The 24,137-nt window shown below is 50.6% G+C and carries 27 protein-coding genes and 1 pseudogene; 16 read left to right on the top strand and 12 right to left on the bottom strand.

Annotation, left to right across the window (positions count from 1 at the left end):
* Positions 1-242: 242 nt before the first annotated feature.
* Together METLU_RS29170 and METLU_RS0110310 are read left to right on the top strand one after the other, a co-directional pair.
* Positions 243-401: pseudogene (locus METLU_RS29170) on the top strand (transposase); the annotation flags it as partial.
* 575 nt (positions 402-976) lie between these two features.
* Entirely contained in the window at positions 977-1,870 is an 894-nt protein-coding gene (locus tag METLU_RS0110310; RefSeq protein ID WP_027158145.1) for a hypothetical protein, read from the top strand.
* A 129-nt stretch (positions 1,871-1,999) separates the two neighbouring features.
* Here METLU_RS0110310 and METLU_RS0110305 read toward each other — a convergent pair whose 3' ends face one another.
* The 5 genes from METLU_RS0110305 to ppnP all read right to left on the bottom strand — a co-directional run bounded on the left by METLU_RS0110305 (position 2,000) and on the right by ppnP (position 7,724).
* Complete coding sequence (locus METLU_RS0110305; protein ID WP_027158144.1) at positions 2,000-2,392, bottom strand: DUF2721 domain-containing protein; 393 nt, start codon at positions 2,390-2,392, stop codon at positions 2,000-2,002.
* Positions 2,393-2,810: 418 nt separating this feature from the next.
* Positions 2,811-4,895, bottom strand: coding sequence for an elongation factor G (fusA, locus tag METLU_RS0110300; RefSeq protein ID WP_027158143.1), 2,085 nt, complete (start codon positions 4,893-4,895; stop codon positions 2,811-2,813).
* A gap of 381 nt (positions 4,896-5,276) precedes the next feature.
* Positions 5,277-6,866 carry an ABC-F family ATPase gene (locus tag METLU_RS0110295; RefSeq protein WP_081679073.1) on the bottom strand — a complete coding sequence of 530 codons (1,590 nt, stop codon included), beginning with the start codon at positions 6,864-6,866 and terminating at the stop codon, positions 5,277-5,279.
* A gap of 66 nt (positions 6,867-6,932) precedes the next feature.
* The gene (locus METLU_RS0110290; protein WP_027158141.1) at positions 6,933-7,406 is read right to left on the bottom strand and encodes a LabA-like NYN domain-containing protein; all 474 of its coding nucleotides are present in this window, start codon (positions 7,404-7,406) and stop codon (positions 6,933-6,935) included.
* A 3-nt stretch (positions 7,407-7,409) separates the two neighbouring features.
* Positions 7,410-7,724 (bottom strand): pyrimidine/purine nucleoside phosphorylase, encoded by a 315-nt coding sequence (gene ppnP / locus METLU_RS0110285; protein WP_027158140.1) that lies wholly within the window; start codon positions 7,722-7,724, stop codon positions 7,410-7,412.
* Positions 7,725-8,031: 307 nt separating this feature from the next.
* Here ppnP and METLU_RS0110280 point away from each other — a divergent pair, with 307 nt between their 5' ends.
* On the top strand, positions 8,032-8,319 hold the full coding sequence (locus METLU_RS0110280) for a hypothetical protein (protein ID WP_155920533.1): 288 nt from the start codon (positions 8,032-8,034) through the stop codon (positions 8,317-8,319).
* A gap of 11 nt (positions 8,320-8,330) precedes the next feature.
* Here the strand turns inward: METLU_RS0110280 and METLU_RS0110275 are convergent, their stop codons facing one another.
* The 5 genes from METLU_RS0110275 to smpB are packed head-to-tail and all read right to left on the bottom strand — an operon-like array spanning position 8,331 to position 11,410.
* Positions 8,331-8,906 carry a class I SAM-dependent methyltransferase gene (locus METLU_RS0110275; protein ID WP_027158138.1) on the bottom strand — a complete coding sequence of 192 codons (576 nt, stop codon included), beginning with the start codon at positions 8,904-8,906 and terminating at the stop codon, positions 8,331-8,333.
* Complete coding sequence (locus METLU_RS0110270) at positions 8,884-9,945, bottom strand: NAD(P)/FAD-dependent oxidoreductase (RefSeq protein WP_027158137.1); 1,062 nt, start codon at positions 9,943-9,945, stop codon at positions 8,884-8,886. The genes METLU_RS0110275 and METLU_RS0110270 overlap by 23 nt, the downstream gene beginning before the upstream one ends.
* 34 nt (positions 9,946-9,979) lie before the next feature.
* On the bottom strand, positions 9,980-10,333 hold the full coding sequence (locus METLU_RS0110265; protein ID WP_027158136.1) for a HopJ type III effector protein: 354 nt from the start codon (positions 10,331-10,333) through the stop codon (positions 9,980-9,982).
* A gap of 17 nt (positions 10,334-10,350) precedes the next feature.
* The gene (locus METLU_RS0110260) at positions 10,351-10,917 is read right to left on the bottom strand and encodes a hydrolase (protein ID WP_027158135.1); all 567 of its coding nucleotides are present in this window, start codon (positions 10,915-10,917) and stop codon (positions 10,351-10,353) included.
* A 7-nt stretch (positions 10,918-10,924) separates the two neighbouring features.
* The gene (gene smpB / locus METLU_RS0110255) at positions 10,925-11,410 is read right to left on the bottom strand and encodes an SsrA-binding protein SmpB (protein WP_027158134.1); all 486 of its coding nucleotides are present in this window, start codon (positions 11,408-11,410) and stop codon (positions 10,925-10,927) included.
* Positions 11,411-11,513: 103 nt separating this feature from the next.
* On the opposite strand from smpB, the gene METLU_RS0110250 reads away from it, so the two are divergent.
* Genes METLU_RS0110250 through METLU_RS0110240 form a run of 3 tightly spaced genes read left to right on the top strand, consistent with a single transcriptional unit; the run spans position 11,514 to position 13,584 of the window.
* Positions 11,514-12,875: a sodium-dependent transporter gene (locus METLU_RS0110250; RefSeq protein ID WP_027158133.1), complete on the top strand. Its 1,362-nt coding sequence runs from the start codon at positions 11,514-11,516 to the stop codon at positions 12,873-12,875.
* Complete coding sequence (locus tag METLU_RS0110245; RefSeq protein ID WP_027158132.1) at positions 12,876-13,307, top strand: type II toxin-antitoxin system RatA family toxin; 432 nt, start codon at positions 12,876-12,878, stop codon at positions 13,305-13,307. It begins immediately after the preceding gene.
* On the top strand, positions 13,300-13,584 hold the full coding sequence (locus tag METLU_RS0110240; protein ID WP_036243017.1) for an RnfH family protein: 285 nt from the start codon (positions 13,300-13,302) through the stop codon (positions 13,582-13,584). Before METLU_RS0110245 ends, METLU_RS0110240 begins: the two co-directional genes overlap by 8 nt.
* A gap of 34 nt (positions 13,585-13,618) precedes the next feature.
* Here METLU_RS0110240 and METLU_RS0110235 read toward each other — a convergent pair whose 3' ends face one another.
* The gene (locus METLU_RS0110235) at positions 13,619-14,143 is read right to left on the bottom strand and encodes an outer membrane protein assembly factor BamE (protein WP_027158130.1); all 525 of its coding nucleotides are present in this window, start codon (positions 14,141-14,143) and stop codon (positions 13,619-13,621) included.
* A 156-nt stretch (positions 14,144-14,299) separates the two neighbouring features.
* On the opposite strand from METLU_RS0110235, the gene fur reads away from it, so the two are divergent.
* From fur to lolD, 3 genes are read left to right on the top strand one after another with little or no spacing between them, the layout of a single operon-like run.
* Complete coding sequence (fur, locus tag METLU_RS0110230; RefSeq protein ID WP_434488054.1) at positions 14,300-14,716, top strand: ferric iron uptake transcriptional regulator; 417 nt, start codon at positions 14,300-14,302, stop codon at positions 14,714-14,716.
* 22 nt (positions 14,717-14,738) lie between these two features.
* A complete protein-coding gene (locus METLU_RS0110225; protein ID WP_027158128.1) occupies positions 14,739-15,986 on the top strand; it encodes a lipoprotein-releasing ABC transporter permease subunit in 1,248 nt (415 codons plus the stop codon).
* Positions 15,979-16,659, top strand: coding sequence for a lipoprotein-releasing ABC transporter ATP-binding protein LolD (gene lolD / locus METLU_RS0110220; RefSeq protein WP_027158127.1), 681 nt, complete (start codon positions 15,979-15,981; stop codon positions 16,657-16,659). Before METLU_RS0110225 ends, lolD begins: the two co-directional genes overlap by 8 nt.
* A gap of 49 nt (positions 16,660-16,708) precedes the next feature.
* Here lolD and METLU_RS0110215 read toward each other — a convergent pair whose 3' ends face one another.
* Positions 16,709-17,218 (bottom strand): DUF2062 domain-containing protein, encoded by a 510-nt coding sequence (locus METLU_RS0110215; protein ID WP_027158126.1) that lies wholly within the window; start codon positions 17,216-17,218, stop codon positions 16,709-16,711.
* A 75-nt stretch (positions 17,219-17,293) separates the two neighbouring features.
* Between METLU_RS0110215 and METLU_RS0110210 the strand changes: the two genes are divergently transcribed.
* The 7 genes from METLU_RS0110210 (at position 17,294) to sufD (ending at position 24,109) form a co-directional block, all read left to right on the top strand.
* Positions 17,294-19,558 carry a DNA internalization-related competence protein ComEC/Rec2 gene (locus METLU_RS0110210; RefSeq protein ID WP_027158125.1) on the top strand — a complete coding sequence of 755 codons (2,265 nt, stop codon included), beginning with the start codon at positions 17,294-17,296 and terminating at the stop codon, positions 19,556-19,558.
* Between the two features lie 88 nt (positions 19,559-19,646).
* Positions 19,647-20,096, top strand: a complete 450-nt coding sequence (locus tag METLU_RS0110205; protein ID WP_027158124.1) for an SUF system Fe-S cluster assembly regulator — start codon at positions 19,647-19,649, stop codon at positions 20,094-20,096.
* A gap of 14 nt (positions 20,097-20,110) precedes the next feature.
* Positions 20,111-21,559 (top strand): Fe-S cluster assembly protein SufB, encoded by a 1,449-nt coding sequence (gene sufB, locus METLU_RS0110200; protein WP_027158123.1) that lies wholly within the window; start codon positions 20,111-20,113, stop codon positions 21,557-21,559.
* 19 nt (positions 21,560-21,578) lie between these two features.
* Positions 21,579-21,791 carry a hypothetical protein gene (locus METLU_RS0110195; RefSeq protein ID WP_027158122.1) on the top strand — a complete coding sequence of 71 codons (213 nt, stop codon included), beginning with the start codon at positions 21,579-21,581 and terminating at the stop codon, positions 21,789-21,791.
* Positions 21,788-21,976 (top strand): type II toxin-antitoxin system HicA family toxin, encoded by a 189-nt coding sequence (locus METLU_RS29165; RefSeq protein WP_081679072.1) that lies wholly within the window; start codon positions 21,788-21,790, stop codon positions 21,974-21,976. Before METLU_RS0110195 ends, METLU_RS29165 begins: the two co-directional genes overlap by 4 nt.
* A gap of 67 nt (positions 21,977-22,043) precedes the next feature.
* On the top strand, positions 22,044-22,787 hold the full coding sequence (sufC, locus tag METLU_RS0110190; RefSeq protein WP_027158121.1) for a Fe-S cluster assembly ATPase SufC: 744 nt from the start codon (positions 22,044-22,046) through the stop codon (positions 22,785-22,787).
* Positions 22,787-24,109: a Fe-S cluster assembly protein SufD gene (gene sufD / locus METLU_RS0110185; protein WP_027158120.1), complete on the top strand. Its 1,323-nt coding sequence runs from the start codon at positions 22,787-22,789 to the stop codon at positions 24,107-24,109. Before sufC ends, sufD begins: the two co-directional genes overlap by 1 nt.
* Positions 24,110-24,137: the final 28 nt, after the last annotated feature.

Genomic DNA, 24,137 nt, shown 5'->3' with positions numbered 1-24,137 from the left:
ATGTCTCATATCATCTTAAAGGTATCAGTATCGGCTCACTGTGGCTGAGTTGGATAGCGCCGCACGGCACGAATCCGAAGGTCGAGTGCGTTGCCGCATTCTGGCCATACGCCAGTTGGCGCTCGGTCATTCCGTGGCGCAAGATCAAGGATGCTTCGGGCTCGGCAAGAGCCAGCTTTACCCGTGGGTGCAGCGCTATAATGCCTAAGGCTTGGTGGGACTGGTTGGCGTCCCACGTGCAGGCGCTATTGGTTCTGGATGGGGCTGGCTGGCATCGCTGCGCCGCCCTGGTCATTCCCGACAATCTGACCTTGCTGCACTTGCCTGCTTACTCACCGGAATTGAACCCGGCCGAGTGGCTCTGGCGGGAACTGCGGCAACGGCACTCGAGCAACCGCGTCTAGGCCAATCGCGAGGCACTCGATGAGGCCGTGGCAACCGCCTGGCTGAAGTTGACTCGTGATGCCAGTCAGCTCACGCAACTGATTCATTTCCCCCGGATTCAATCCGCTCAGGCTAACCTATGTCCGGGAACTTTTAAAGATGCGTATAATTTAGCAGTTACCGAGGCGGCGCAAAGTCAAATTCGCCAGGATTGAATTGATCAGTTTTCGCAGCCCAGAAAGGCACGTTCGAAGCGCCCTGGAACACTATCGCCCGCGGCGTTGCTGTTGGTGTCGTTGGGTGTTTATGTGTATTGAGCAGCAAGACGGAAGGTATATTATTGAGTTCTGTTTAGAAATAGCGCCTGATTATGCCATACTGATAAGTATGCGTCTGAGTTAATGACTGACAATACGGAACGATTAAGCAAATCTTTTTATCAAACAGGAAGTTTTGAAATATTGGCGGCATAACATGCGGTATAAGATGGCAAGCGGTTAATAAATTGGATTCATGGGCCTGATTAACACCGGATATTTATTGGCTTCAGGCTGAGTCCGTATCTCTTTCAAACTAACCTAAAAGGACTGAAATGATTAAATATACGCCTTTAAAAGATCACGATACACCTGTCAAAGTATTGTTCACCGGTTATCTATGCACAGTCGGCATCGGTTATGTTGTTGCGCTGATTCAGATTCTGTTTACGCACGGCATGGCTGATGGAAAGTTCGGTCTGTCCATCGATGATATCGTTTACAGTTATTACGGCAACCGTTCGGGCACGGTGGTGGAGACAAAACTGAACGGTTCAATGAAAGGGATGGCGCCCGAGGCGGAGCGCTTCCAGATCATACAATGGGTTCGGGATGGCGCGCCGATCAATGACTATCAGTCGTCCGGCGTTGAAAAAATTATCGAGACACGCTGCGTCACATGCCATAACAAAGACGCTTCAGGCATTCCGAATTTTGCGGATTTCGAACAGTTGAAAGCCTTGACGACGCAGGATGAAGGCGCGACTTTTTCTTCACTGACACGGGTTTCGCATATCCATTTGTTTGGCATCAGTTTCATCTTTATGTTTGTGGGCCTGATCTTCGCATTTTCCGAAACCACGCCCAGACCTTACAAATCCGTCGCTATCGGCATGCCTTACGTATTTTTGCTGGCCGATATTCTGTCCTGGTGGCTGACTAAGATTCATCCGACGTTCGCCTGGCTGGTGATTCTGGCCGGTACTGGCATGGGCGTTTCATTTGCGTTTATGTGGGTTACTTCAATCCTGGAAATGTGGCTGTTCAGACCCGTGTTTATTGAAGGCCCTGGTATGAAGGTACAAGCATGGTTAGAAAGTTTGACCTGCGGGGGCGAAGAAAGTGGTGTGAATAAAACCTGGTGTGCCGCCAAGCGCGGGTTCACCTTCCTGAAGGACAAATGGCTGCAGCATGGCTGGCCATGGCTTAAGGGGTTATTTAATAAATAGGTTTGTTTTGACCTCGTCAGTGCAGAGAGACTTTGGCTGAAGCTCTCTGCATCCTATTCAATTCATCATAGGTCAGCAGATTGATTAACTGACATTTAATCGAATCGGTTATCGAGTGAGCCAGCGGCTTTATTTCGCTTCCATATCTTCAAGCTCAATGTTCAGGGCTTTGGTCGAGATTAATAATTCACTGATGGATGCCAGCAATGACAGCACTATAAATACCATGCTAATACCGAATACGATATTGCCGTAACTTTGCACCCCATAAAAAATCAGCCCCATTGCCAGTATGCAGCCGATAATGCCAATGACTGCCAGCAATTGCATGGCAATGATGAAGCGTATCCGTTGCCTCAGGCTTTCAATCTGCTTTTTGGCCACGGGGCTTTGGGTTTTATTGAACAGGTTATGCTGCTCCCGAATGCGGCTGGCAATGGCCAGAAAACGGTTCGTGTAAGCCAGAAACAGGACCGAAATGGCAGGGAATAAAAGAGCCGGGGTTGTGATGGTAATGTTCATGAGATGCTGAAAATAACGATGCTTAGGTATTAAAGTGTATTGAAAAAGTAAATTTAATTGAAGAGTCCGGTCATGGAAACGACGTTTTTACTGTTTTGCCTAATGTCATATTGCTGTTCATAGCCTTTTTCCTGTGAACATGATAGAAATCTAAACTTTGAGTTTTTATTATTCTGTTTATGCATCAGTTATGCCACAAGCGATAAATGCTCAAGCAGTGCGATGATAAAAGAGGCAATTAAATCGGTTGGCAGCCGTTGAATGCACCAAAATAATACATATGCATCATTTTGATGCTCTATAAGCTGCTTTGGGTATTTGCAAAGACGCCCGAAGTTGAAGGGCAGGGAAAGGGCGGGTATTGATCAGGAAGGAAAATGCAGCCGGACAGATTGCCTGCCCGGCGTACCTTTTTAACTTACTTGTTTTTGTTACGTTCGTTGACTTCTTTAATCACTTCATCAGCCACGTTTTTAGGGCATGGCATGTAATGTGAGAATTCCATCGAGAACTGGCCGCGGCCAGAAGTCATGGTGCGCAAGTCGCCGATATAACCGAACATATCGCTCAGCGGCACGTCAGCTTTGATACGCACCCCGGTAATACCGGCATCTTGCGATTTAATCATACCGCGGCGACGGTTCAAGTCACCGATCACGTCACCAACGTTCGCTTCAGGTGAAAACACGTCCACTTTCATAATCGGTTCCAATAATTGCGGAGCCGCTTTAGGAATGGACTGACGATACGCTGCGCGAGCGGCGATTTCGAAAGCGATAGCTGACGAGTCAACCGCGTGGAAACCACCGTCGGTCAGGTTTACTTTGAAATCCAAGCATGGGAAACCTGCCAACACGCCTTTGTCGATACTGGCTTTGAAGCCTTTTTCAACAGCTGGCCAGTATTCGCGCGGTACGTTACCACCGGTTACAGTTGATTCGAACACAAAACCGCTGCCTGGCTCGCCCGGCTCGATGATGTAGTTGATTTTCGCGTACTGACCAGAACCACCGGACTGCTTCTTGTGGGTGTAGTCGTCTTCAACTCGTTTGGTGATGGTTTCGCGGTAAGCCACCTGTGGCTTGCCGACGTTCACTTCAACGCCATGAGTACGTTTCAGGATGTCCACTTTAATATCCAAGTGCAACTCCCCCATACCTTTGATGATGGTTTCGCCGCTTTCCTCGTCGGTTTCAACGCGGAATGAAGGGTCTTCCTGTATCATCTTACCCAAGGCAATGCCCATTTTCTCGTTGCTGCCTTTGTCTTTAGGCGAAATGGCGATAGAGATAACGGGATCAGGGAATACCATCGGCTCCAGAGTAGCTGGTTTATCAGGATCGCACAAAGTATGTCCGGTCTGAACGTTTTTCAAGCCGATCAGCGCGACGATATCGCCGGCTTGTGCCGTTTCAATTTCGGAACGGGTATCGGCGTGCATTTCCACCATCCGGCCGACCCGTTCGGTTTTACCGGTATAGGTATTCAACAAGGTATCGCCTTTTTTCAGACGACCTGAATAGATCCGAATGAAGTTCAAAGCGCCAAAGCGGTCGTCCATGATTTTAAAGACCAATGCACGCAATGGACGGTCGGCATCGACAAGCGCGTGTTCGCCGGTCGGGTTGCCTTCCAGGTCGACTTCGGGTTGTGGATTGACTTCAGTCGGGCTGGGCAGATAATCAATAACGCCATCCAGCACCAACTGTACGCCTTTGTTTTTGAACGAAGAACCGCAATAGGTCGGGAAGAAATCCATCTTAGTGGTGCCCTTGCGGAGGCAGCGCTTGATCTCGTCAATGCTGGGCTCTTCGCCTTCTAAATATTTTTCCATGATTTCGTCATCTTGATCGGCAACCTGGTCGATCAGTTTTGCGCGCCATTCTTCCACATCCGCTTCCATATCGGCAGGCACGTCCGTAATTTCGTATTTCATCGGGTCGCCGGAGTTATCCCAAATCCAAGCCTTGCGGGTTAACAGATCAACCACGCCGGAGAATTGGTCTTCGCGACCGATAGGTAGTGTCATCACGACTGGCACCGCACCCAACACGTCTTCGACTTGTTTGACAACGCGGTAAAAATCGGCACCTAGTCTATCCAACTTATTGACGTAAATAAGACGGGCGACTTTGGAATCGTTGGCATAACGCCAGTTGGTTTCGGATTGGGGCTCCACGCCGCCGGAACCGCAGAACACGCCGATACCGCCGTCCAGCACTTTCAAGGAACGATACACCTCGATGGTAAAGTCAACGTGGCCCGGGGTATCAATAATATTGAAGCGGTGGTCTTTCCAGAAACAAGTGGTGGCGGCCGATTGGATGGTGATGCCGCGCTCAGCTTCCTGTTCCATGAAGTCCATTGTTGATTCGCCTTCGTGAACTTCGCCGATTTTGTGGATTTTACCGGTGAGCTTTAAAATACGCTCTGTAGTGGTTGTCTTGCCAGCATCAACGTGTGCGAAGATACCGATATTTCTGTAAAGCGATAAATCAGTCATGTTTGTACTCTAGTTGTATAAAAAACTTCTGTCGTGACTACTCTTAAGTAATTTACTCAGGAGGGTTCGTGCCGGGGCGCAGGAGCGATCTGCCACGGATAGTTAATTTCACCCCGCAGCGACTGAAAAAACCATTGGTTTGGATAAAACGCGCAGGATGTTTACAGGTTGCTCAAAGCCAAGTGAGGTAGCGTTGTTAAAGTCACTGTCACTGCTCACTCGTCCAGATTCGAAAGGGCGCTATTTTAACCAAAAGCGCGACAGAAATACAGGAAACCGTTAATTTGTATTAATAAATAACAAAATCACCGAACTGAAGCGGCTTGCAGTCGGCCCCGGCTAATCGGAGCAAGACAACTTTCGCCGTCTTGCTCCCGCGCCTTAGACAGCCTGGCTGTTTAAATAGTCTTCATAATTGCCGTTGAAATCGACGATGCCGTTCGGCGTCAGTTCGATAATGCGTGTCGCCAGCGACGAGACGAACTCGCGGTCGTGGCTGACGAAAAGCAATGTGCCGGGGTAGTTTTCCAGCGCCATATTCAACGATTCGATTGATTCCATGTCGAGGTGGTTGGTCGGTTCGTCCATGACCATAATGTTGTTCTTTTGCAGGATCAGTTTGCCGAACAACATGCGGCCCTGTTCGCCGCCGGAGATGACTTTGACCGATTTCTTGATCTCGTCATGCGAAAACAGCAAACGGCCTAATGTGCCGCGTATGACCTGGTCGTCGTCGGTTTCCTTGCGCCATTGGCCCATCCATTCAATCAGGGGCATGTCTTCGGCGAAATCGTCGGCATGGTCCTGGGCGAAATAACCGACTTCGGCATTTTCCGCCCATTTGACTTCGCCCATATCAGGCGGTAAGTCGCCGACCAGCGTGCGCAGCAGCGTCGATTTACCGATGCCGTTAGGGCCGATGACGGCCACGCGTTCACCGGCGGCGATCATCAGATTCAGGTTTTTGAACAACGGTCGTTCACCATAGCCTTTGCCCAGTCCTTCAACTTCCAATGCCAGACGGTGTAGTTTCTTGGCCTGATCAAAACGGATAAATGGATTGACCCGGCTCGACGGCTTGACTTCATCCAGCTTGATTTTCTCAATCTGTTTGGCGCGCGAGGTGGCCTGTCTGGCTTTCGAGGCATTGGCCGAGAAACGGCTGACGAAGGTTTGCAGCTCGGCAATCTGGGCCTTTTTCTTGGCGTTGTCGGCCAGCAGGCGTTCGCGCACTTGGGTCACGGCAGTCATGTAATCGTCGTAATTGCCGGGATAAACACGCAATTCCCCGTAATCCAGGTCGGCCATGTGCGTGCAGACGCTGTTCAGGAAATGGCGGTCATGCGAAATGATGATCATGGTGCAGTCACGCTCGTTCAGCACGCCTTCCAGCCAGCGGATCGTGTTGATATCGAGGTTGTTGGTCGGCTCGTCGAGCAGCATGATGTCGGGATTGGCAAACAGGGCCTGGGCCAGCAGGACGCGCAGTTTCCAGCCCGGTGCAACGGCGCTCATGAGGCCGTAATGTTGTTCGAGCGGGATGTCGAGCCCCAGCAGCAATTCGCCGGCCCTGGCTTCGGCACTGTAGCCGTCCATTTCGGCGAACTCGACTTCCAGTTCGGCAACCTGCATGCCTTCCTCCTCGGACATTTCCGGCAGCGAATAGATACGGTCGCGTTCCTGTTTGACCCGCCAGAGCTCTTTGTGGCCCATGATGACGGTGTCGATAACGCTGAATTCCTCGAACGCGAACTGATCCTGACGCAGATTGCCCAGTCGTTCGTTGGGCGTAGTCATGACGGTGCCGGAGGTGGGTTCCAGATCGCCGCTCAGTATTTTCATGAAAGTGGATTTGCCGCAGCCGTTGGCGCCGATCAGGCCATAGCGGTTGCCGTCGCCGAACTTGATGGAAATATTTTCAAACAGGGGCTTGGCCCCGAACTGCATGGTAATGTTAGCTGTAGAAATCAAGGTTTTGTTCCGAGAGTGTAAATAAGATTCAAGAAAATGCGTAAAGACGACCGGTTGGTTTTCCGTTTATAGCAGCAGTTGGTCATTAATGGCTATAAATCGGTCGGCCGAGCAAATCAGCGATGGCGCTGTCAGGGCCGGTACGCCGTAGACTTCCGTAGTTATGTGATAGGCATTGCGGACTTTGTTGAGCAGCAGGTCGAAGTCGCCGTCACCCGATAACAGAACAATGACATTGACTTTGGGCGCATATTCGATGACATCGAGTGTAATGCCGACGTCCCAGTCGCCTTTGGCCGAACCGTCGCTGCGCTGGATGTAGGGCTTCAGTTTGACTTCAAAGCCGATATTTCTGAGTATCTGCTGAAACCCCTGCTGTCTGCTGTCGCCTTTGTCGATGGCATAAGCAAACGCCGCAACCACTTCTCTGCCGGCCGTTGCCAGGCTCCAGAATGCATTGTAGTTGAAATGGCGCTGATAGCTTTGCTTGACGGTGTAATAGATATTCTGCACATCGACAAAGATGGCGACTTTTTCCATGCGTTACTTTATAAATGAACAACAATAGTCGGTAGGTGTTTTGACCTTGACGGTGAATTGGGCATTGGCCGGCACATCGAATGATTCGCCGCCTTTGACGGATTGCCATTCTTCGTTTCCGGGCAGGCGCACATCCAGGTCGCCGTCGATGATTTCCATCAATTCCTTGTCGGCCGTATTGAATGTGTACTCGCCGGGCAGCATGAACCCCAGGGTTTTTACCGAGCCGTCGTCAAAACGAATGGTGCGGCTGCTGACATTGCCGCCGAAGTAGACATTGGCTTTTTTGACAACCGATACGTTATTAAATTCTGACATTGTCTGTCCTTAAAAATTGAGACTGGATAGAGATAAAAAAGAGCGCAATGATAACAGATTGTCTCTGTTGATGTTTTGTTTTAACGCATTTTTTCAAGTCGTGAAATCTTTGTATAAGTGGCAGAGATAGCGCTATTTGATGACCTATTGTCAGTGTTTATGCCTATGGCATCAGGTCTGAAAAGGGAGTAGCTTCAATATACCATTCTATGGAGGCATAGCCATGAGGTATATATTAACCCTGTTAGTTGTGCTTTTCGTACTGACTGCCTGCAGCCAACCGCAAGTGCGGGAGGTGAAATATACCATGGACACATTCGAGCCAACTGCTGACGTCGAGGTTTTGAACACCTGGCCTCGGGATCGCAAATATTTTGCAATCGGGGAACTTGAAGTCAGCACAAGCGATCAGGCAAACAATGCCCTTGTAAGAAAAGCCAGGCAAATGGGCGCGGATGCAATAGTTTTAGGGCCAGCCCGTGAACGTAGTCAGGTGTACGTGCCTATTGATTCGCCGTTAAATACGAATTCTGTCAGTTTCCGTGGCGTTTCGCTGAATAGCGTTCGCGCCATAGCTATAAAATACGAGCCTTAGATCCGGGTTTGTCAGCACATCTTGCTGACCATAAAAAGTATGGGGGCTGAGTCTTTGTGCTCCGTGCTGTAAACAGTGCTGACTCTGAATTGATTCGTATCCAGTTGGCCGCACCAGTGTTTGACCTGATCAGCTTCCTGATCGCCGCCTGGGTGGCCCGGATAGGCAAGGATCGTGATAAGTCCTCCGGCTGCCAATAGCCAGCTGGCGCTGTTCAGGGCCAGCAATGTCGAATCTGTGCGCGTGATAATGCTTTTGTCGCCGCCCGGCAGATAGCCCAGGTTGAACATGACAACGCTGATTTTGCCGTGATGCTGCCCGGGGATTTTTTCGGCCATGAGCGCATGGCTGGCATGAATTAACGTCAGGCACTCGGGATCACTTAATTGTCCGCATTTGGACCGGGCTGAATCCAGTGCCGCTTGTTGTATATCAAAGCCGTAAACCTTGCCTGCCGGCATGACTTGCTCAACGAGAAACAGTGTGTCATGGCCATTGCCTACCGTGGCATCGATAGCAATGCCCCCCGGCTGGAGCCTGTCTTTGATAAGTTTATGGGCTTCTTTAACCAGGGAAATGCGTTTCATGATAACGTTGGATATTGCAGGATAAGGGCAAGGGCGCGTTATTTAACAATGACTCGGCAAAACGCTGGCTATGCCAGGGAATCTGCAGGCTGCCTTTGGCGCCAAAGCCGTTGAAAATGGCGATTTGCGGGTGCCGGGGATGGTAGCCGAGAAAGGGATTACGGTCCTGTGTGCAGGGCCGGATGCCCGCTTGTTGGTTTGTCAAGGTGGTCTTGAGCGTAGGCGCGAGTTGCTTTAGCGCCGCCAATAAGTAGTCGCGGGCCGTATCGGTGGTGTCCGTGTTTATATTGTCGCGGTCGAAGGTAGCGCCGATACGGACCTGACGGTTGTCTAAAGGGATCAGCCAGTTGCCGTAGTTAAGGATTTTGTCCGGTAATTCGGCAGTAGGTAGCAGCGTTAATATTTCGCCTTTTGCCGGCCGAAAAGGCAGCCAGGAAAACCAATGGTTCCGGCTCGCGTGATGACCCGCACAGAAGATGATCTGTTTGGGTGAAATATCCTGCCAGCGTAATGAAGGTTCGAGTTGAATGTCGCGGTCATCAAATTCAGCCAGTCTGTAACAGCCTCTGGCAATAAAAAAGTCTTTCAGACAGCGCAATAATGGCCGGGTCAATAAATAACCGGTCTGTTTTTGCTCCATAAAACCGAAAGGCGTTTCCAGAAAGGGGATAACATTGTCAGATGTTGTGACGGCGCCTAAATAATTTTCATATCTGAAATCATTAAGCCGTTTTTGCGCATGCTTTAATTCGGCGTCACTGCGAAAAAGCCGCAGCATAGGCTTTTCAATATAAAAAGGCTGCCGGAAAAATGCTGATAACGCCGAGTAATACTGCCTTGCAGCAGGCAATAAATCGTCGACATCATCGGATTTTACGAAGCGCAGGCCAGTAACCGGATTGATCAGGCCGGCGGCTACCTGTGAGGCATTCTCACGTCCATTATCGATAACGACGACTTTGCAGCCGTGCTGTATCAGTTCCCAGGCGAGCAGGCTGCCGGCCAGTCCCTGGCCGATGATCAGAAAATCCACAGGCATGGTTATCTGATTAGGTTGATGCTGTAAGCGGTGGCTATTTCGCGGCCAGTGGCTCGCCTTTAAAACTGATGCCGTCCCATCCGTATTTCATGAAATTCCTGATATTTGCGTGGCCCGTGCCGTTCGGGTCATCTAAAACATCCAGGCGATAATAATCGCCGAACAGATTTAATGTCTGTTGCTGATCGAGCCCGTTGAGGCGGGCGAAGGCAAAAATTTTGCAGGAGCCTTCGTTAGTGCCGGCCGGATTGGTGACGACACTATCGTTCAGGCCGTTGCTGAATTCCGTCGGTTGGTATTGGTAATTCTCCGTAATGACGGCTATGGTTTCGTCAAAACTAACGGGGACGTTGTTTTTTATTTTTTCAATAAATGCTGTAAGTGACATGAGCAAGATTCAAGGAATTAACGAAGAAAACCTGACAGGCGTTTGAAATCGGGGTGAGCGGAGTTCCTCAGCCATTCGAACAACACCGATTCATAATTGGTAATAGCGGCGCCTTGCTGCTGCATGCGCTGCAATGCGTAGTGCTTGTGTTCCGTCTTGCGCGAGCAGACGGCATCCATGACTACGTGAACCTGATAGCCCGCGTGCAGCAACTCCAGAGCAGTCTGCAAAACGCAGACATGGGTTTCCTGTCCCACCAGTATGACTTGCTTGCGCTGGCTGTCCTGCAGCGCCTGGTTAAAGCCTTTGGCAGCGCAGCAGGAGAAACCGGTTTTCTCGAAAATCTGTGCGGTTTCGGGCAGTCTTTCAACAATAGACGCATCGGTAGGGCCCAGGCCTTTAGGATATTGTTCGGTGACCAGTACAGGAATATTCAGCAGGCGTGCGGCTTCAACCAGCTTACCGGCGTTAACGGTCATTAGTTCGCCATCCGGTTCAGGCATGGCTATTGATAACCTGGACTGCAAGTCGACGACGATCAGCAGGCTGTTTTCCACTGACAGGAGATTGGGGTGCGTATTCATTTTTACCTTAAGCGTGCTTCATTATGCGTGCTTTCTCGCGCTGCCAGTCACGGTCTTTCGAGGAGGCGCGCTTGTCGTGCAGTTGTTTGCCTTTCGCCAGGCCGATTTCCAGCTTGGCGCGGCCTTTTTTCCAATGCATGTTCAACGGGACTATCGTGTAACCTTTGCGTTCCACGGCGCCGATCAGCTTATTGAGTTCATGACGGTTCAGCAGCAGCTTTCTTTGGCGGATTGCTTCTGGGTTGACATGGGTCGATGCCGAAGCCAATGCTGAGATATGCGCACCGACCAGCCAGGCTTCGCCTCGCTTTATGGTGACATAACTTTCTTTCAGTTGTACGCGGCCTTCGCGCAGGCTTTTCACTTCCCAGCCTTCCAAAACAAGACCGGCCTCGAATCGCTCCTCAATATGATATTCATGAGTGGCCTGACGATTCTGGGCTATTGTATTGTTTTGCTGATTTTTATTTTTTTTGGACTTTTTATCGGCCATAGTGTGCTGGTTGAGATTTTAGACTGACGTAAGGGTATAATTTTGCTATTTTACTCGATTTACTGAAAAAAATGAGTTTTTAATAGAGACAACGGGCACTCAAATGACGGATACAAAAAAATCAATTCATGGGGAATGGTCATCACGTTTCGCATTTATCCTCGCAGCCACAGGTTCGGCGGTCGGTTTGGGAAACATCTGGAAGTTCCCTTATATAACCGGCGAGAACGGCGGCGGGGCATTTGTTCTCGTTTATTTGTTGTGCGTGGCGTTTATCGGTGTACCTATCATGATTGCGGAAACGATGATGGGGCGCCGAAGCCGGCAGAGTCCTATCAATACCATGGAGACGCTGGCCGCCGAAGCTGAAGCCGATACCAATTGGCATTATCTGGGCTGGATGGGGGTTCTCGCCGGTTTTCTGATTCTCTCTTATTACAGTGTTATTGCCGGATGGGCTTCCGCTTATGTCTTGAAGGCTTTCACCGGCAGTTTTTCAGGTGCGAATGCGACAGAGATAAAAGGGCTGTTTGACAGCTTTGTTGGCAGTCCTGTCCAACTGGTTTTCTGGCATACCTTGTTCATGCTGGCCACCATGATGATCGTTGCTCGTGGCGTAAAGAGCGGACTGGAAAGAGCGGTGCGTTTTTTAATGCCGGGCCTGGTTGTGCTGATGATTTTATTGGTTGGTTATGCCATGACGACGGGTGCTTATGATCAGGGGCTGGCGTTCCTGTTTACGCCGGATTTCAGCAAGATTACCGGTGATTCTGTGTTGACCGCCATGGGACATGCGTTTTTCACTCTGAGTCTGGGTATGGGGGCTATTATGGTTTATGGGTCTTACCTGCCCAAGGATGTGTCCATAGCAAAAACGGCGTTTCTGATCGCCGGTTCCGATACGATCGTGGCTTTGTTGGCCGGGATCGCTATTTTTCCTATTGTTTTTGCCAACGGACTGGAAGTCGGTTCAGGCCCCGGCCTTATTTTTCAAACGCTGCCGATTGCTTTCGGCAATATGACTGGCGGCTGGCTATTCGGTATTCTGTTTTTTGTGATGCTGATGTTTGCAGCTTTGACTTCTTCTATTTCCTTGATTGAGCCGGCTGTTGCGTGGCTGGTTGAAAATAAGGATATAAGCAGGGAAAAGGCCTGTGTCTGGACCGGTTTGGCAACCTGGTTACTGGGACTGGGGACCGTATTTTCTTTTAATGTATGGTCTGAATTTAAAATTTTCGACAGAAGCATTTTCCATTTGGTGGATTATTTGACGGCGAACTTGATGTTGCCCATCGGCGGCTTTGGGATCGCGGTATTTGCCGGCTGGATCATGAAACAGCAGCATAGTGAGCAGGAACTGCAAATATCCAGCATGCAAGGCTATCAGATATGGAAGTTTTTAGTCTGTTACATTGCGCCCGCAGCTGTTTTTTTGGTGTTTCTGAATGTGGTTGGGGTTATCTAAATGACCGTTGTTGAAAAAAGCGCGCTGGTGAAATTTTCCGCGCAGCAGATGTTTGATCTGGTTAATGATATCGAAGCCTATCCGCGTTTTTTGCCTTGGTGCAGCGGCAGCCGGATCCTTAAACGCGAGGGTGATATTGTTGAAGCGGAGCTGTTGATTTCCAAAGGCGGATTCAAGAAATCCTTTTCAACGAGAAATATAATTGATGAGGGCGGCAGAATCACGGTGTCCTTGCTGGAGGGGCCTTTTTCTTATCTGGAAGGCACATGGGATTTCATGCCGCTGCGCGAGGATGCCAGCAAGATTTCCCTGAATCTGGAATTTGAAATGCCGGGCTTACTGGCGAACCTAGCATTTGGCGCGGTATTTAACCAGATATGCAACACCATGGTCAGTTCTTTTACCCAGCGGGCCAAGGAAATTTATGACTGAGCTGCTGATTGATATCGAGGTCGCCTATGCCAAGCCTGAAGAGCAGGTGATTCTGGCCCTTAAAGTGCCCGAAGGTTCTTCTGTTGAACAGGCCATAAAGGCCTCAGGCGTGTTAGTCCGATTTCCGGAAATCGAATTGTCCGGGATCAAGGCGGGTATTTTTGGCAATGCTTGCAGGATGGATCAAATCCTAAGACAGGCCGATAGAGTGGAAATTTATCGGCCTTTGCTCCATGATCCCAAAGAAGCGAGACGGCAGCGGGCTGCAAAAGGATAACAGTTACAGTGCGCTTGATGATGCTTCGGGTGATTTAATTCATTGGGGTATCAGAATCATTTATTTTAGGTTCTGAATTTACAGGACTGGATTCAGTCGAATCGTCGATGTTATCGGCATCGATGCCGAACAGGCCGGTGATTTTTTCCCATAAGGTTTTCTCTAATTCCCGTGGCGGCAAATCCACTGTGGTTTCAGTCGACTCCTTAATCACAGGCAGTGAACTGGGCTTGAAATCGCCTTGTACGCCGATGACTTGATCATCCTTGAATAGCAATGAGATCTTTTTTTGCATTCTGGGCTCGCCGCCGGGTTGACTGGAATAAATGTAATCCCAGCGATTCTGGTGGAAAGCATCCGTCAGCATGGGCGAACCCATGATATACAGTACCTGACGTTTGCTCATGTTGGGGCGTAGCTGATCGATCATGGACTGATCGATCATATTGCCCTGTTGAACGTCTAAGGTATAGATGCCGGGTAAATTATTTAGAATGGTGGAACATGAGGCAAGCGTCAGGCTGGCCAACAGAGTCAAAGAAAAAAGCGGCTTTCCCATTTGAGGCGGCAGAATAATTTGAAAAAAGACTAAATCATACCCGATGTTAAACGATTATCCTATAAAACAGTCATGCGCTTCATGCCAAAAAAACGCTACAATGTGCAATCCCCCATATAAAACTGCTACTTGAAAGGCAAAAATCGGAGATTTATGTTGGAAACTCAAGATTTAAAGAATGCAGGCCTTAAGGTCACGTTGCCTCGGGTCAAGATTCTGGAAATTTTAGAAAAACAGGTTGATGAACATCATTTAACGGCTGAAAAGGTTTATAAAATCCTGCTGAGCGAGGATGAGGACATCGGCCTGGCCACGGTTTACCGGGTTTTAACCCAGTTTGAAGCCGCAGGTCTGGTGACTCGGCATCATTTCGAGGGTGGAAATTCTGTTTTTGAATTGGCCAAAGGTGATCACCATGATCACATTCTCTGCATGAAGTGCGGTAAAGTGGACGAATTTACCGATGAGCTTATTGAAGCCCGGCAGAAAGAAATTGCAGAGAAGCTGGGCTATGAGTTAACCGACCACAGTCTCCATTTGTATGGCTACTGTTCCGCCTGCAGAAAATCCTGATCCTTTTTAACTTACAAACTTCATGTTTAAACCGCTTATTTTTTATATCGGCCTGCGTTATACGCGGGCTAAACGCCGTACTCGCTTCATTTCCTTTATCACATTAACTTCTATTCTGGGGATAGCCCTGGGGGTCACGGCACTGATCACGGTCTTGTCGGTCATGAATGGTTTTGAAGCCGAGCTGCGCGAACGGATTCTCGGCATGACGGCGCACGCCACGATTACCGGCAAGGACGGCCAGTTGGATAACTGGCGGGAATTGCAGCCGAAAATCAAGGACTATCCGCATGTAGAGGCGGCCGCCCCTTTTATCGACGGACAGGTCATGATTAATGCCGGTCGACGCGTTAGCGGCACTTTGCTGAGCGGAATTTTGCCTGAATATGAGTCCACTGTTTCGGATGTTGCCAATAAAATGAAAGTAGGGCAGTTGTCTCAACTGGCCCCCGGTGAATTCGGCATTGTTCTGGGTGCGGAGCTGGCGGGTTATCTGGGCGTTATCGTCGGCGATAAAATCACTGTCATCAGCCCGCAGGTTAATCCCACGCCGGCCGGTATTCTGCCCCGGATGCGGCGTTTTACCGTGACGGGCATTTTTCAGGTCGGCATGTACGAGTACGACCGCAATCTGGCCATTATTCATATTGACGATGCGGCGAAATTGTTCCGTTTGGGCGATTCGGTTTCAGGACTCAGGATCAAACTGGACGATTTGTTTAATGCGCCAAGGATCACCCACGCCATGGCTACCGACTTTTATGATGAATACAGGGTGAGTGACTGGACGCAGGCGCACAGCAACTTCTTCCGCGCCATTCAGACTGAAAAACGGGTCATGTTTATTATCCTGCTGTTGATAGTGGCTGTAGCGGCTTTTAATATCGTATCGACACTGGTTATGGTGGTCACGGACAAGCGCGGCGATATCGCCATTCTGAAAACCCAAGGGCTCACCTCGCGTTCGGTCATGGGTATTTTTATGGTGCTGGGTACGGTCATCGGCGCGGTCGGCACGTTCTTGGGTACCGTAGGCGGCATCGCGTTGGCGTTAAATGTTGAAACGATAGTGCCGGCCATTGAGAAACTGTTTCAGGTTCAATTCATGGCGGCTGATGTTTACTATATTAGTCAGTTGCCCTCCAAGCTGGTCTGGACAGATGTTTATGCGATCGCGGGCATGGCCTTCTTTTTGTCGCTGGCAGCGACGATTTACCCTGCCTGGCAGGCGTCCAAAATAAATCCTGCGGAAGTTCTGAGATATGAATAAGACTAGCATTCTGGAATGCCGGCAATTGACCAAGCGTTATAACCAGGGCGGGCTGGACGTTGAAGTTCTCAAAGGCGTCAATTTGAGCATTGGGATCGGCGAGCGTGTCGCCATCATGGGCGCATCAGGCTCGGGCAAAAGCACGCTGCTGCATCTGCTGGGCGGCTTGGAAAAAGCCACCGGCGGCGAGGTGGTGCTCGATAACGTTAATCTGAATAAAGTCAGCGCGGCAAGATTGGCCAAGTTAAGAAACAGTTCCCTGGGCTTTATCTATCAGTCTCATCACTTGCTGGGCGAGTTTACGGTATTGGAAAATGCGGCGATGCCATTGCTGATCGCAGGCCTGTCGGTAAAAGAGGCGCGTGCTCGCGCTATAGAGTTATTGCAGCGGGTAGGGTTGGGGCATCGCATCGAACATAAGCCGGGGGAAATATCGGGCGGAGAAAGGCAGCGTGCGGCAATAGCCAGGGCTTTGATCAATAAGCCCAAATGCGTTCTGGCCGACGAACCGACAGGCAATCTGGACAGCAAAACGGCGGATCAGACTTACCAGTTGATGCTGGAGCTGAACCAGGAGCTGAATGTCAGTTTTTTAGTGGTGACCCATGACCATGAGCTGGCTGCAAGGATGGGTAAGGTGCTGCATATGGAAGACGGCGTGATAGTTGGCTGAAGATGAAGGTTAAACAAGCCATCCGCTTGTTTAACCTTGCTACTCGCGCTTATCTTTGCTTTCTTTCAGTCCATTTTTTCATGACATGGTAGCGCCAGAATTCTTTGACGCCGAAATATCCGGCCGCAGAAGTCATGATGCCCACAATCAGGCAGCCGACAAGAAACGGCTCCCAGACATGGCCGAGCCCTGACATGATGCTGTCTACCGAGAATTCAAAGTCTTCGCTGGGAGCAGGCTCATTCAAAGCCCAGAGCCCGGCCAGATAGGCAAAATAAAACATCGGCGGCATGGTCAGAGGGTTGGTTATCCAGACCAGCGCGACAGAAATCGGCAGGTTGGCCCTGAGATAAAATGCCACTACGGCCGCAATGGCCATTTGTCCCGGTGTTGGAATCCAGGCTACAAAAAGACCTACGGCAGCAGCAATGGATACGGAACGGCGGTTCAAATGCCAGAGATTAGGGTCATGCAGTCTGTCGCCGAGAAACTGAAGATTTTTGTGGTTTTTAATTGCTTCGGGTTTGGGCAGGTATTTTTGTATCAGTTTTTTAGGCATCGTGTTTGCATCGAAAGTCACTTAATCTTTTCAAGTCTATCAGGTTTTTGTTGGCCTCAAAATACCGGTATCTGAATGCTTGTTTCTTCACTGTTATATTTAGCCGGCGTTTTGCTGGTCCAGCAGTTGCCGACATTGCCGGCTATCCAATGGCTAATGGCAGGGGTTGTTATTGTTGGCTTGATGGCATGGCTGCGCTTCTGGCGAGGGCTGTTTTTTATGCTGGGCATTACATGGGCTGTGCTGTTTGCAATGAACAGGTTGTCGGATCGTCTGCCCGAGTCATTGGAAGGGATCGATATACCGGTTAAAGGCGTTATTGCCGATTTGCCGGAACAGGATGAAAAACGCGCCCGCTTCGATTTTGTTATTACCGACTCCACCCGTGATCTGCCTTCGAAAGTTAAATTGAGCTGGTATTACCCCAGGCATGAGATTAAGGCAGGCCAGCATTGGTCGTTTACGGTCAAGTTGAAGCGACCGCATGGCAATTTGAATCCCGGCGGGTTTGACTATGAGCGTTGGCTGTTCGCTGAGGGTATCGGTGCGACAGGGTATGTGCGCAATAATCCGGCGCCCGCTCTGTTGCCGGATGAGCCCGCCTGGTACAGCATTTCGGCAGGACGGCAGCGCATAGTCGACCGGTTGTCGCAGTTGCCGGGCGATACACAGAGTCTGGCGCTTGTAAAAGCCCTGGCTATTGGCGATGGCAGCAGTATTCCGCAGGAGCAGTGGGAGGTTTTTCGCAAGACCGGCACGCTCCATTTGATGGTGATTTCCGGTTCGCATATCGGATTGATTGCCGGACTGGTTTATTTTGTCGTGCTCAGGCTCTGGGCATGGACGAACCTGTTAGCCTGGCCGCCTCAGCGGGTTGCCGCGCTGTCGGCATTAGCCGCTGCTATCCTGTATTCGGCGTTGGCTGGATTTTCGATACCGACGCAACGCGCGGTCGTTATGCTGGCTATCTTTATGGCCGCCATTATCCTGCAGCGCAATACCCATTCTTTAAATACGTTGGCTGTCGCCATGTTCGCGGTTTTACTGCTGGACCCGTTAGCCGTCCTGTCGGCAGGGTTCTGGCTTTCATTTCTGGCTGTGGCTGTGATTGTCTATGCCGTTGCCGGGCGCTTGGGCAAGCCCGGCTATTTTGAAGGGGTTATAAAGATAAATTGGGCCACGACTGTGGCCTTGTCGCCGCTGTTGTTATTCTTTTTTCAGCAGGTTTCAATAATTGCGCCGTTGGCAAATTTGATTGCGGTGCCCGTTGTCAGCTTTCTGGCTGTGCCGCTGTCGTTGCTGACGGTGATGGTGATGTTTGTATCGTCGGCATTGGCCGGTAAACTGCTTTTTCTTGTTGATGCCGTGCTACAGGGGCTATGGTGGATATTGAATGAGCTGGCGTCCGCGCCGCTGTCCGCGATAAATCATGCAGAGCCTTCGGTCTGGGCATTGTGTTTTGCCATACCCGGTGTTCTGATCATGCTGGCGCCTGCAGGCATGCCGGCCCGCTGGCTGGGACTGGTGATGTTTCTGCCCGTGGTCTTTACCAAACCGGAACAGCCTGAAACAGGCAATTTCAAAATGACCTTGCTGGACGTCGGTCAAGGCTTGTCGGCGGTCGTGCAAACATCCCATCATGTGCTTGTGTACGATACCGGCGCGAAATTTTCCGAACAAAGCGATATGGGGCAGAGCGTGCTGCTGCCTTTTTTACGCAAGCAGGGTGTCGACAAGATCGACAGTCTGGTCATCAGTCACGGCGATAACGATCACATCGGCGGCGCCGAATCATTATTGGCAGACATCGAGACCGAACAGGTGCTTACCAGTGTGCCACAGCAGCTAAGCAGTCATTCGCCGATCGCCTGTGCGGCGGCGCAGTCGTGGGATTGGGACGGCGTGATATTCACGGTATTGTCGCCGCGCCCGCCCGGCTTTGTTTCGGAAAACGATAATTCCTGCGTCTTGAAGATTCAGTCCGAAAAGAACTCTGTGTTATTGACGGGCGATATAGAAGCGGCGGCGGAATCCTGGCTGGTCGGGGTTTATGGCGAGCAGCTAAAGGCCGATGTGCTGATTGCGGCGCACCATGGCAGTAAAACTTCGTCAACCCCGATGTTCCTGCAAACCGTTCAGCCCGATTATGTACTCATTCCGGCCGGCTACCGCAATCAATTCGGCTTTCCCCATCAGTTCGTGTTGAAGCGCTATCAGGACATAAAAGCGAAATGGCTGAACGTCGCCGATCAAGGCGCGATTTTCGTCGAAGCTGATAAAGAATCGCTAGCTGTACAGAGTATGCGGACAGTGGAAAGCAAATACTGGAATAGTCGTTAATTGCGGCGATTTAGCGCCTTGATAATAACCAAGTTCTTTACTACGGAATTAAATAGGACTAAAATAGTCCTTAATTAGAGGAGTAGGTATGTTACGGTTGAGCAAATTAACTGACTATGCAACGGTCATTTTGAGCTTTATGGCAAGAGATCGATCGCATGTGCATGCGGCTATGGAAATAGCGGCGGCAACAGGTATTGCTTTGCCGACGGTCAGCAAGATTCTTAAGTTGCTTGTGAAAGCGGGCGTGCTGATGTCCACGCGCGGCGCCAAAGGCGGTTATGCGTTAGCCAGGGTGCCTGAAAAAATCAGCGTGGCGGCAATTATCGGTGCTTTGGAAGGACCGATTGCGCTGACCGAATGCAGTATTTCCCATCAGGGCTGCGAGCAGGCTACGGGCTGCGATATTCGCAGCAACTGGGGTGTGATTAACCGGACGATTCATAACGCACTGGAGTCAGTGACTCTGGCGGATATGATCAGACCTGCCGTCGTGCCGGAAGAGGTTTTCATTCCGGTGGCCAGTTTATATCGTTAAATTTAGAGTTTTTTATGTCAACAAGTGCGAAAGAAATCGAGAACCTGATCAGTCGGGAATACAAGCAGGGCTTTGTGACTGAGCTGGAAACCACCACGTTTCCGCCCGGATTGAATGAAGAGGTCATTCATAAACTGTCCAAGGTCAAGAATGAGCCCGAGTTTATGCTCGAGTACCGGCTGAAAGCATTCCGCCACTGGCAGACCATGAAGTCGCCGGCCTGGGCTTTCGTCCATTTTGATCCGATTGACTATCAGGATATCAGCTACTATTCGGCGCCCAAACGCAAGGAAGACGGTCCGAAAAGCCTGGACGAAGTCGATCCGCAGGTGCTGGAAGCCTACAAGAAACTCGGCATTCCGCTGGATGAACAGGAGCGGCTGGCCGGCGTGGCTGTCGATGCGGTGTTTGACAGCGTATCGGTGGCGACGACGTTTAAAGGCAAGCTGAAAGAAGCCGGCGTTATTTTTTGCCCGATCTCGGAAGCCCTGCGCGACTATCCGGAGCTGGTCAAACAATATCTGGGCTCGGTCGTGCCGCATACCGACAACTTCTTTGCCGCACTCAATGCGGCCGTGTTTACGGACGGCTCATTCGTCTACATTCCGAAAGGCGTGCGCTGCCCGATGGAATTGTCGACCTATTTCCGTATCAATGCCGCCAATACCGGGCAGTTTGAAAGAACGCTGATCATTGCCGACGAAGGCAGCCATGTCAGTTATCTGGAAGGCTGTACGGCGCCCATGCGCGACGAGAATCAGTTGCATGCGGCCGTGGTCGAGCTGATCGCATTGAAAGACGCGACGATTAAATACTCCACCGTGCAAAACTGGTATCCGGGCGATAAGGAAGGCCGGGGCGGCATTTATAACTTCGTGACCAAACGGGCCGACTGCCGTGGCGAAAACTCCAAAGTATCATGGACGCAAGTTGAGACCGGTTCGGCGATCACCTGGAAATACCCCAGCTGCATTTTGACCGGCGACAATTCTGTCGGCGAGTTTTACTCGGTCGCGCTGACCAATAATTTTCAGCAGGCCGATACCGGTACCAAGATGATCCATATCGGCAAAAATACCCGCAGCACGATTGTCTCGAAGGGCATTTCGGCAGGCCGCGCGCAGAATACCTATCGCGGTTTGGTCAAGGTGCTGAAAAGCGCCGAGAATGCGCGCAACTATACCCAGTGCGACTCCTTGCTGATCGGCGATAAATGCGGTGCGCATACGTTCCCTTATGTTGAGGTCAAACAACCTTCGGCGCAGGTCGAGCATGAAGCGACTACATCCAAGATCAGTGAAGATCAGCTGTTTTTCTGCCAGCAACGCGGCCTGTCGGCGGAAGATGCCGTATCGATGATCGTGAACGGTTTCTGTAAGGAAGTGTTCAAGGAACTGCCGATGGAATTTGCGGTCGAGGCACAGGCTCTACTGGGGCTGAGTCTGGAAGGTTCGGTAGGGTAAGGCTGTTGGGAGTTGCGAAATGAAAAATGAATATACCGCGATTGTAAAGCAGGAAGGCGATTGGTGGATAGGCTGGATCGAGGAGATTCCCGGCGTCAATTGCCAGGAAGCAACGCATGACGAATTACTGGAAAGTTTAAAAGTAACCTTGCAGGAAGCATTGGCATTCAATCGAGAAGAAGCTTTAGCAAATGCGGGTGCGCATTATAGAGAAGAACGCATTGCTATATGAAGCGGACGGAGTTGCTCAAATATTTGAAAGCACAAGGTTGTGAACTGTTGAGAGAAGGCGGATGGCATTCATGGTGGCACAATCCATCGCAAAATAGCCGTTCAGCCATCCCTCGGCATAGTGAGATCAAAGACATTTTGGCTAATAAGATTTGCAAAGACTTGGGTGTAAAACCCATCAAATAATTTAGTAATTTGGATTGGCAATAATCCGGTCCAAAAAAGAAATTTAATTTAATCAGGTAAAACAAATATGCTCAGCATAGAAAATCTTCATGTCAGCGTAGGCGACAAGCCCATTCTTAAAGGCATTAATCTGCAGATCAATGCCGGCGAGATTCATGCCATCATGGGGCCGAACGGTTCCGGCAAAAGCACTCTGTCGCATGTGTTGTCGGGCAAGAGCGGTTATACCGTCACGGAAGGCTCTGTCACTTATCAGAACAAGAATCTGGTGGAGATGGCTCCTGAAATCCGGGCGCGTGAAGGTGTGTTCCTGGCCTTTCAATATCCGGTCGAAATCCCGGGCGTCAGCAATATCTATTTGCTGAAAGCGGCGCTGAACGCTATCCGCAAGCATCACGGCCTGCCGGAAGTCGACGCGATGGATTTTTTGACCCTGGTCAAGGACAAGGTGCGCCTGTTGGAAATGGATGAACGGTTTCTGTACCGCGCCGTTAACGAAGGCTTCTCGGGCGGTGAAAAGAAACGCAATGAGATCCTGCAGATGGCGATACTGGAACCTAAATTGTGCATCCTTGATGAAACCGATTCGGGCCTGGATATCGATGCGCTGAAAATCGTCGCGGAAGGCGTCAATTCCTTGCGTTCGCCGGAGCGTTCCTTTGTCATGGTGACGCACTATCAGCGCTTGCTGGATTACATCAAACCGGACTTCGTGCATGTACTGGCTCATGGGCAAATCGTCAAATCCGGCGGCCCCGAGTTGGCATTGGAGCTGGAAGAGAAAGGTTACAGTTGGATTGAGGCTGCTTGATGACTACAGCAACAGCAAGCCGTTATACGGCTGAATATCAAACCATAGCGCCAGCTTTGCCGGGGCAGTCGTTGCCCTGGCTACAGCAGTTGAGAAGCGAGGCGCTGGCGACATTCTCGGTGCACGGTTTTCCTTCGCTGCGCGAAGAAGAATGGCGTTACACGAATGTGTCCGCGATCGAGAAGAAGCTGTTTAAGCCGGTTACCGGTTTAACGGCCAATACGGTCGATGCGGACTGGCTGAAACAGCATCAACTGGAAGATGCCTGGTCGATCGTGTTGATTGACGGACATTTTTCGGCGGAACTGTCAGTGCTGGACGGGCTGCCTGAAGCGGTTTCGGTGATGAGCATGGCCGAGGCGTTGAATGCACAATCTGTATCACTGGAACAGCATCTGGGCCGTGCCGCGGCGGGTGAGGAGAACAGCTTCATCGCCTTCAATACGGCCTGGTTTACCGATGGGCTGTTTGTGCATGTGCCGGCCAAACAGGTACTGGCAAAACCGGTGCAGCTGCTGCACATTGTCACGCAGGCCGATACGCTGGCTGCAACGCGCAATATCGTCATTGTCGATGACATGGCCGAAGCGCAAGTCATAGAGGCGTTCGTCGGTCTGGATCAGGCTTATCTGTCGGCAGCCGTTACCGAAGTGTTCGTTGGGCCTAATGCGGACCTGACCCTATTTAAACAGCAAAGCGAGTCCGAGAAAGCCTACCATTTCGGCGGCATCTACGTTAAGCAGGAGCGCGATGCGCGCTTCCGGCATCATAACTTTGCGTTTGGCGGCCTGCTGGCGCGCAGCGATATCCATGCCGATCTCGATCATGCGTCCGAATGCGAGTTGAACGGCCTGTTTTTAGGTGGCAAACGCCAGCATATCGACAACCATACGCGCATCATTCACTTGAAGCCGCGCGGTATCAGCCGTGAAGTCTACAAAGGCGTGCTCGATGACAGGGCCAGGGGCGTGTTTCAAGGGCGCGTAATTGTGGCGGAAGATGCGCAGAACACCGATTCGGAAATGAATAACCGCAATCTGCTGCTGTCCGATGATGCCGAGGTCGATACCAAGCCGCAGCTGGAAATCTATGCCGATGACGTCAAGTGCGGGCACGGGGTGACGGTAGGCCAGCTCGATGAAAAATCGATTTTTTACCTGCAATCGCGCTGCGTCGATGAGGAGACGGCCCGCAATATGCTGACTTTCGCGTTTGCCAATGAGATGGTCGACAAGGTCAAGATCAAAGGCCTGCACGACAGGGTGCTGGAGCAGGTGTTGGCGCGCTTCCCTCAGGAAGGCGTTAAGAAGGAATGGCTGTAAGCCGGGCTGACTTTCATGCAGACGGCAT

Source organism: Methylobacter luteus IMV-B-3098 (assembly GCF_000427625.1).
Taxonomy (GTDB): Bacteria; Pseudomonadota; Gammaproteobacteria; order Methylococcales; family Methylomonadaceae; genus Methylobacter; species Methylobacter luteus.
This window is presented reverse-complemented; position numbering and strand designations above follow the sequence as displayed.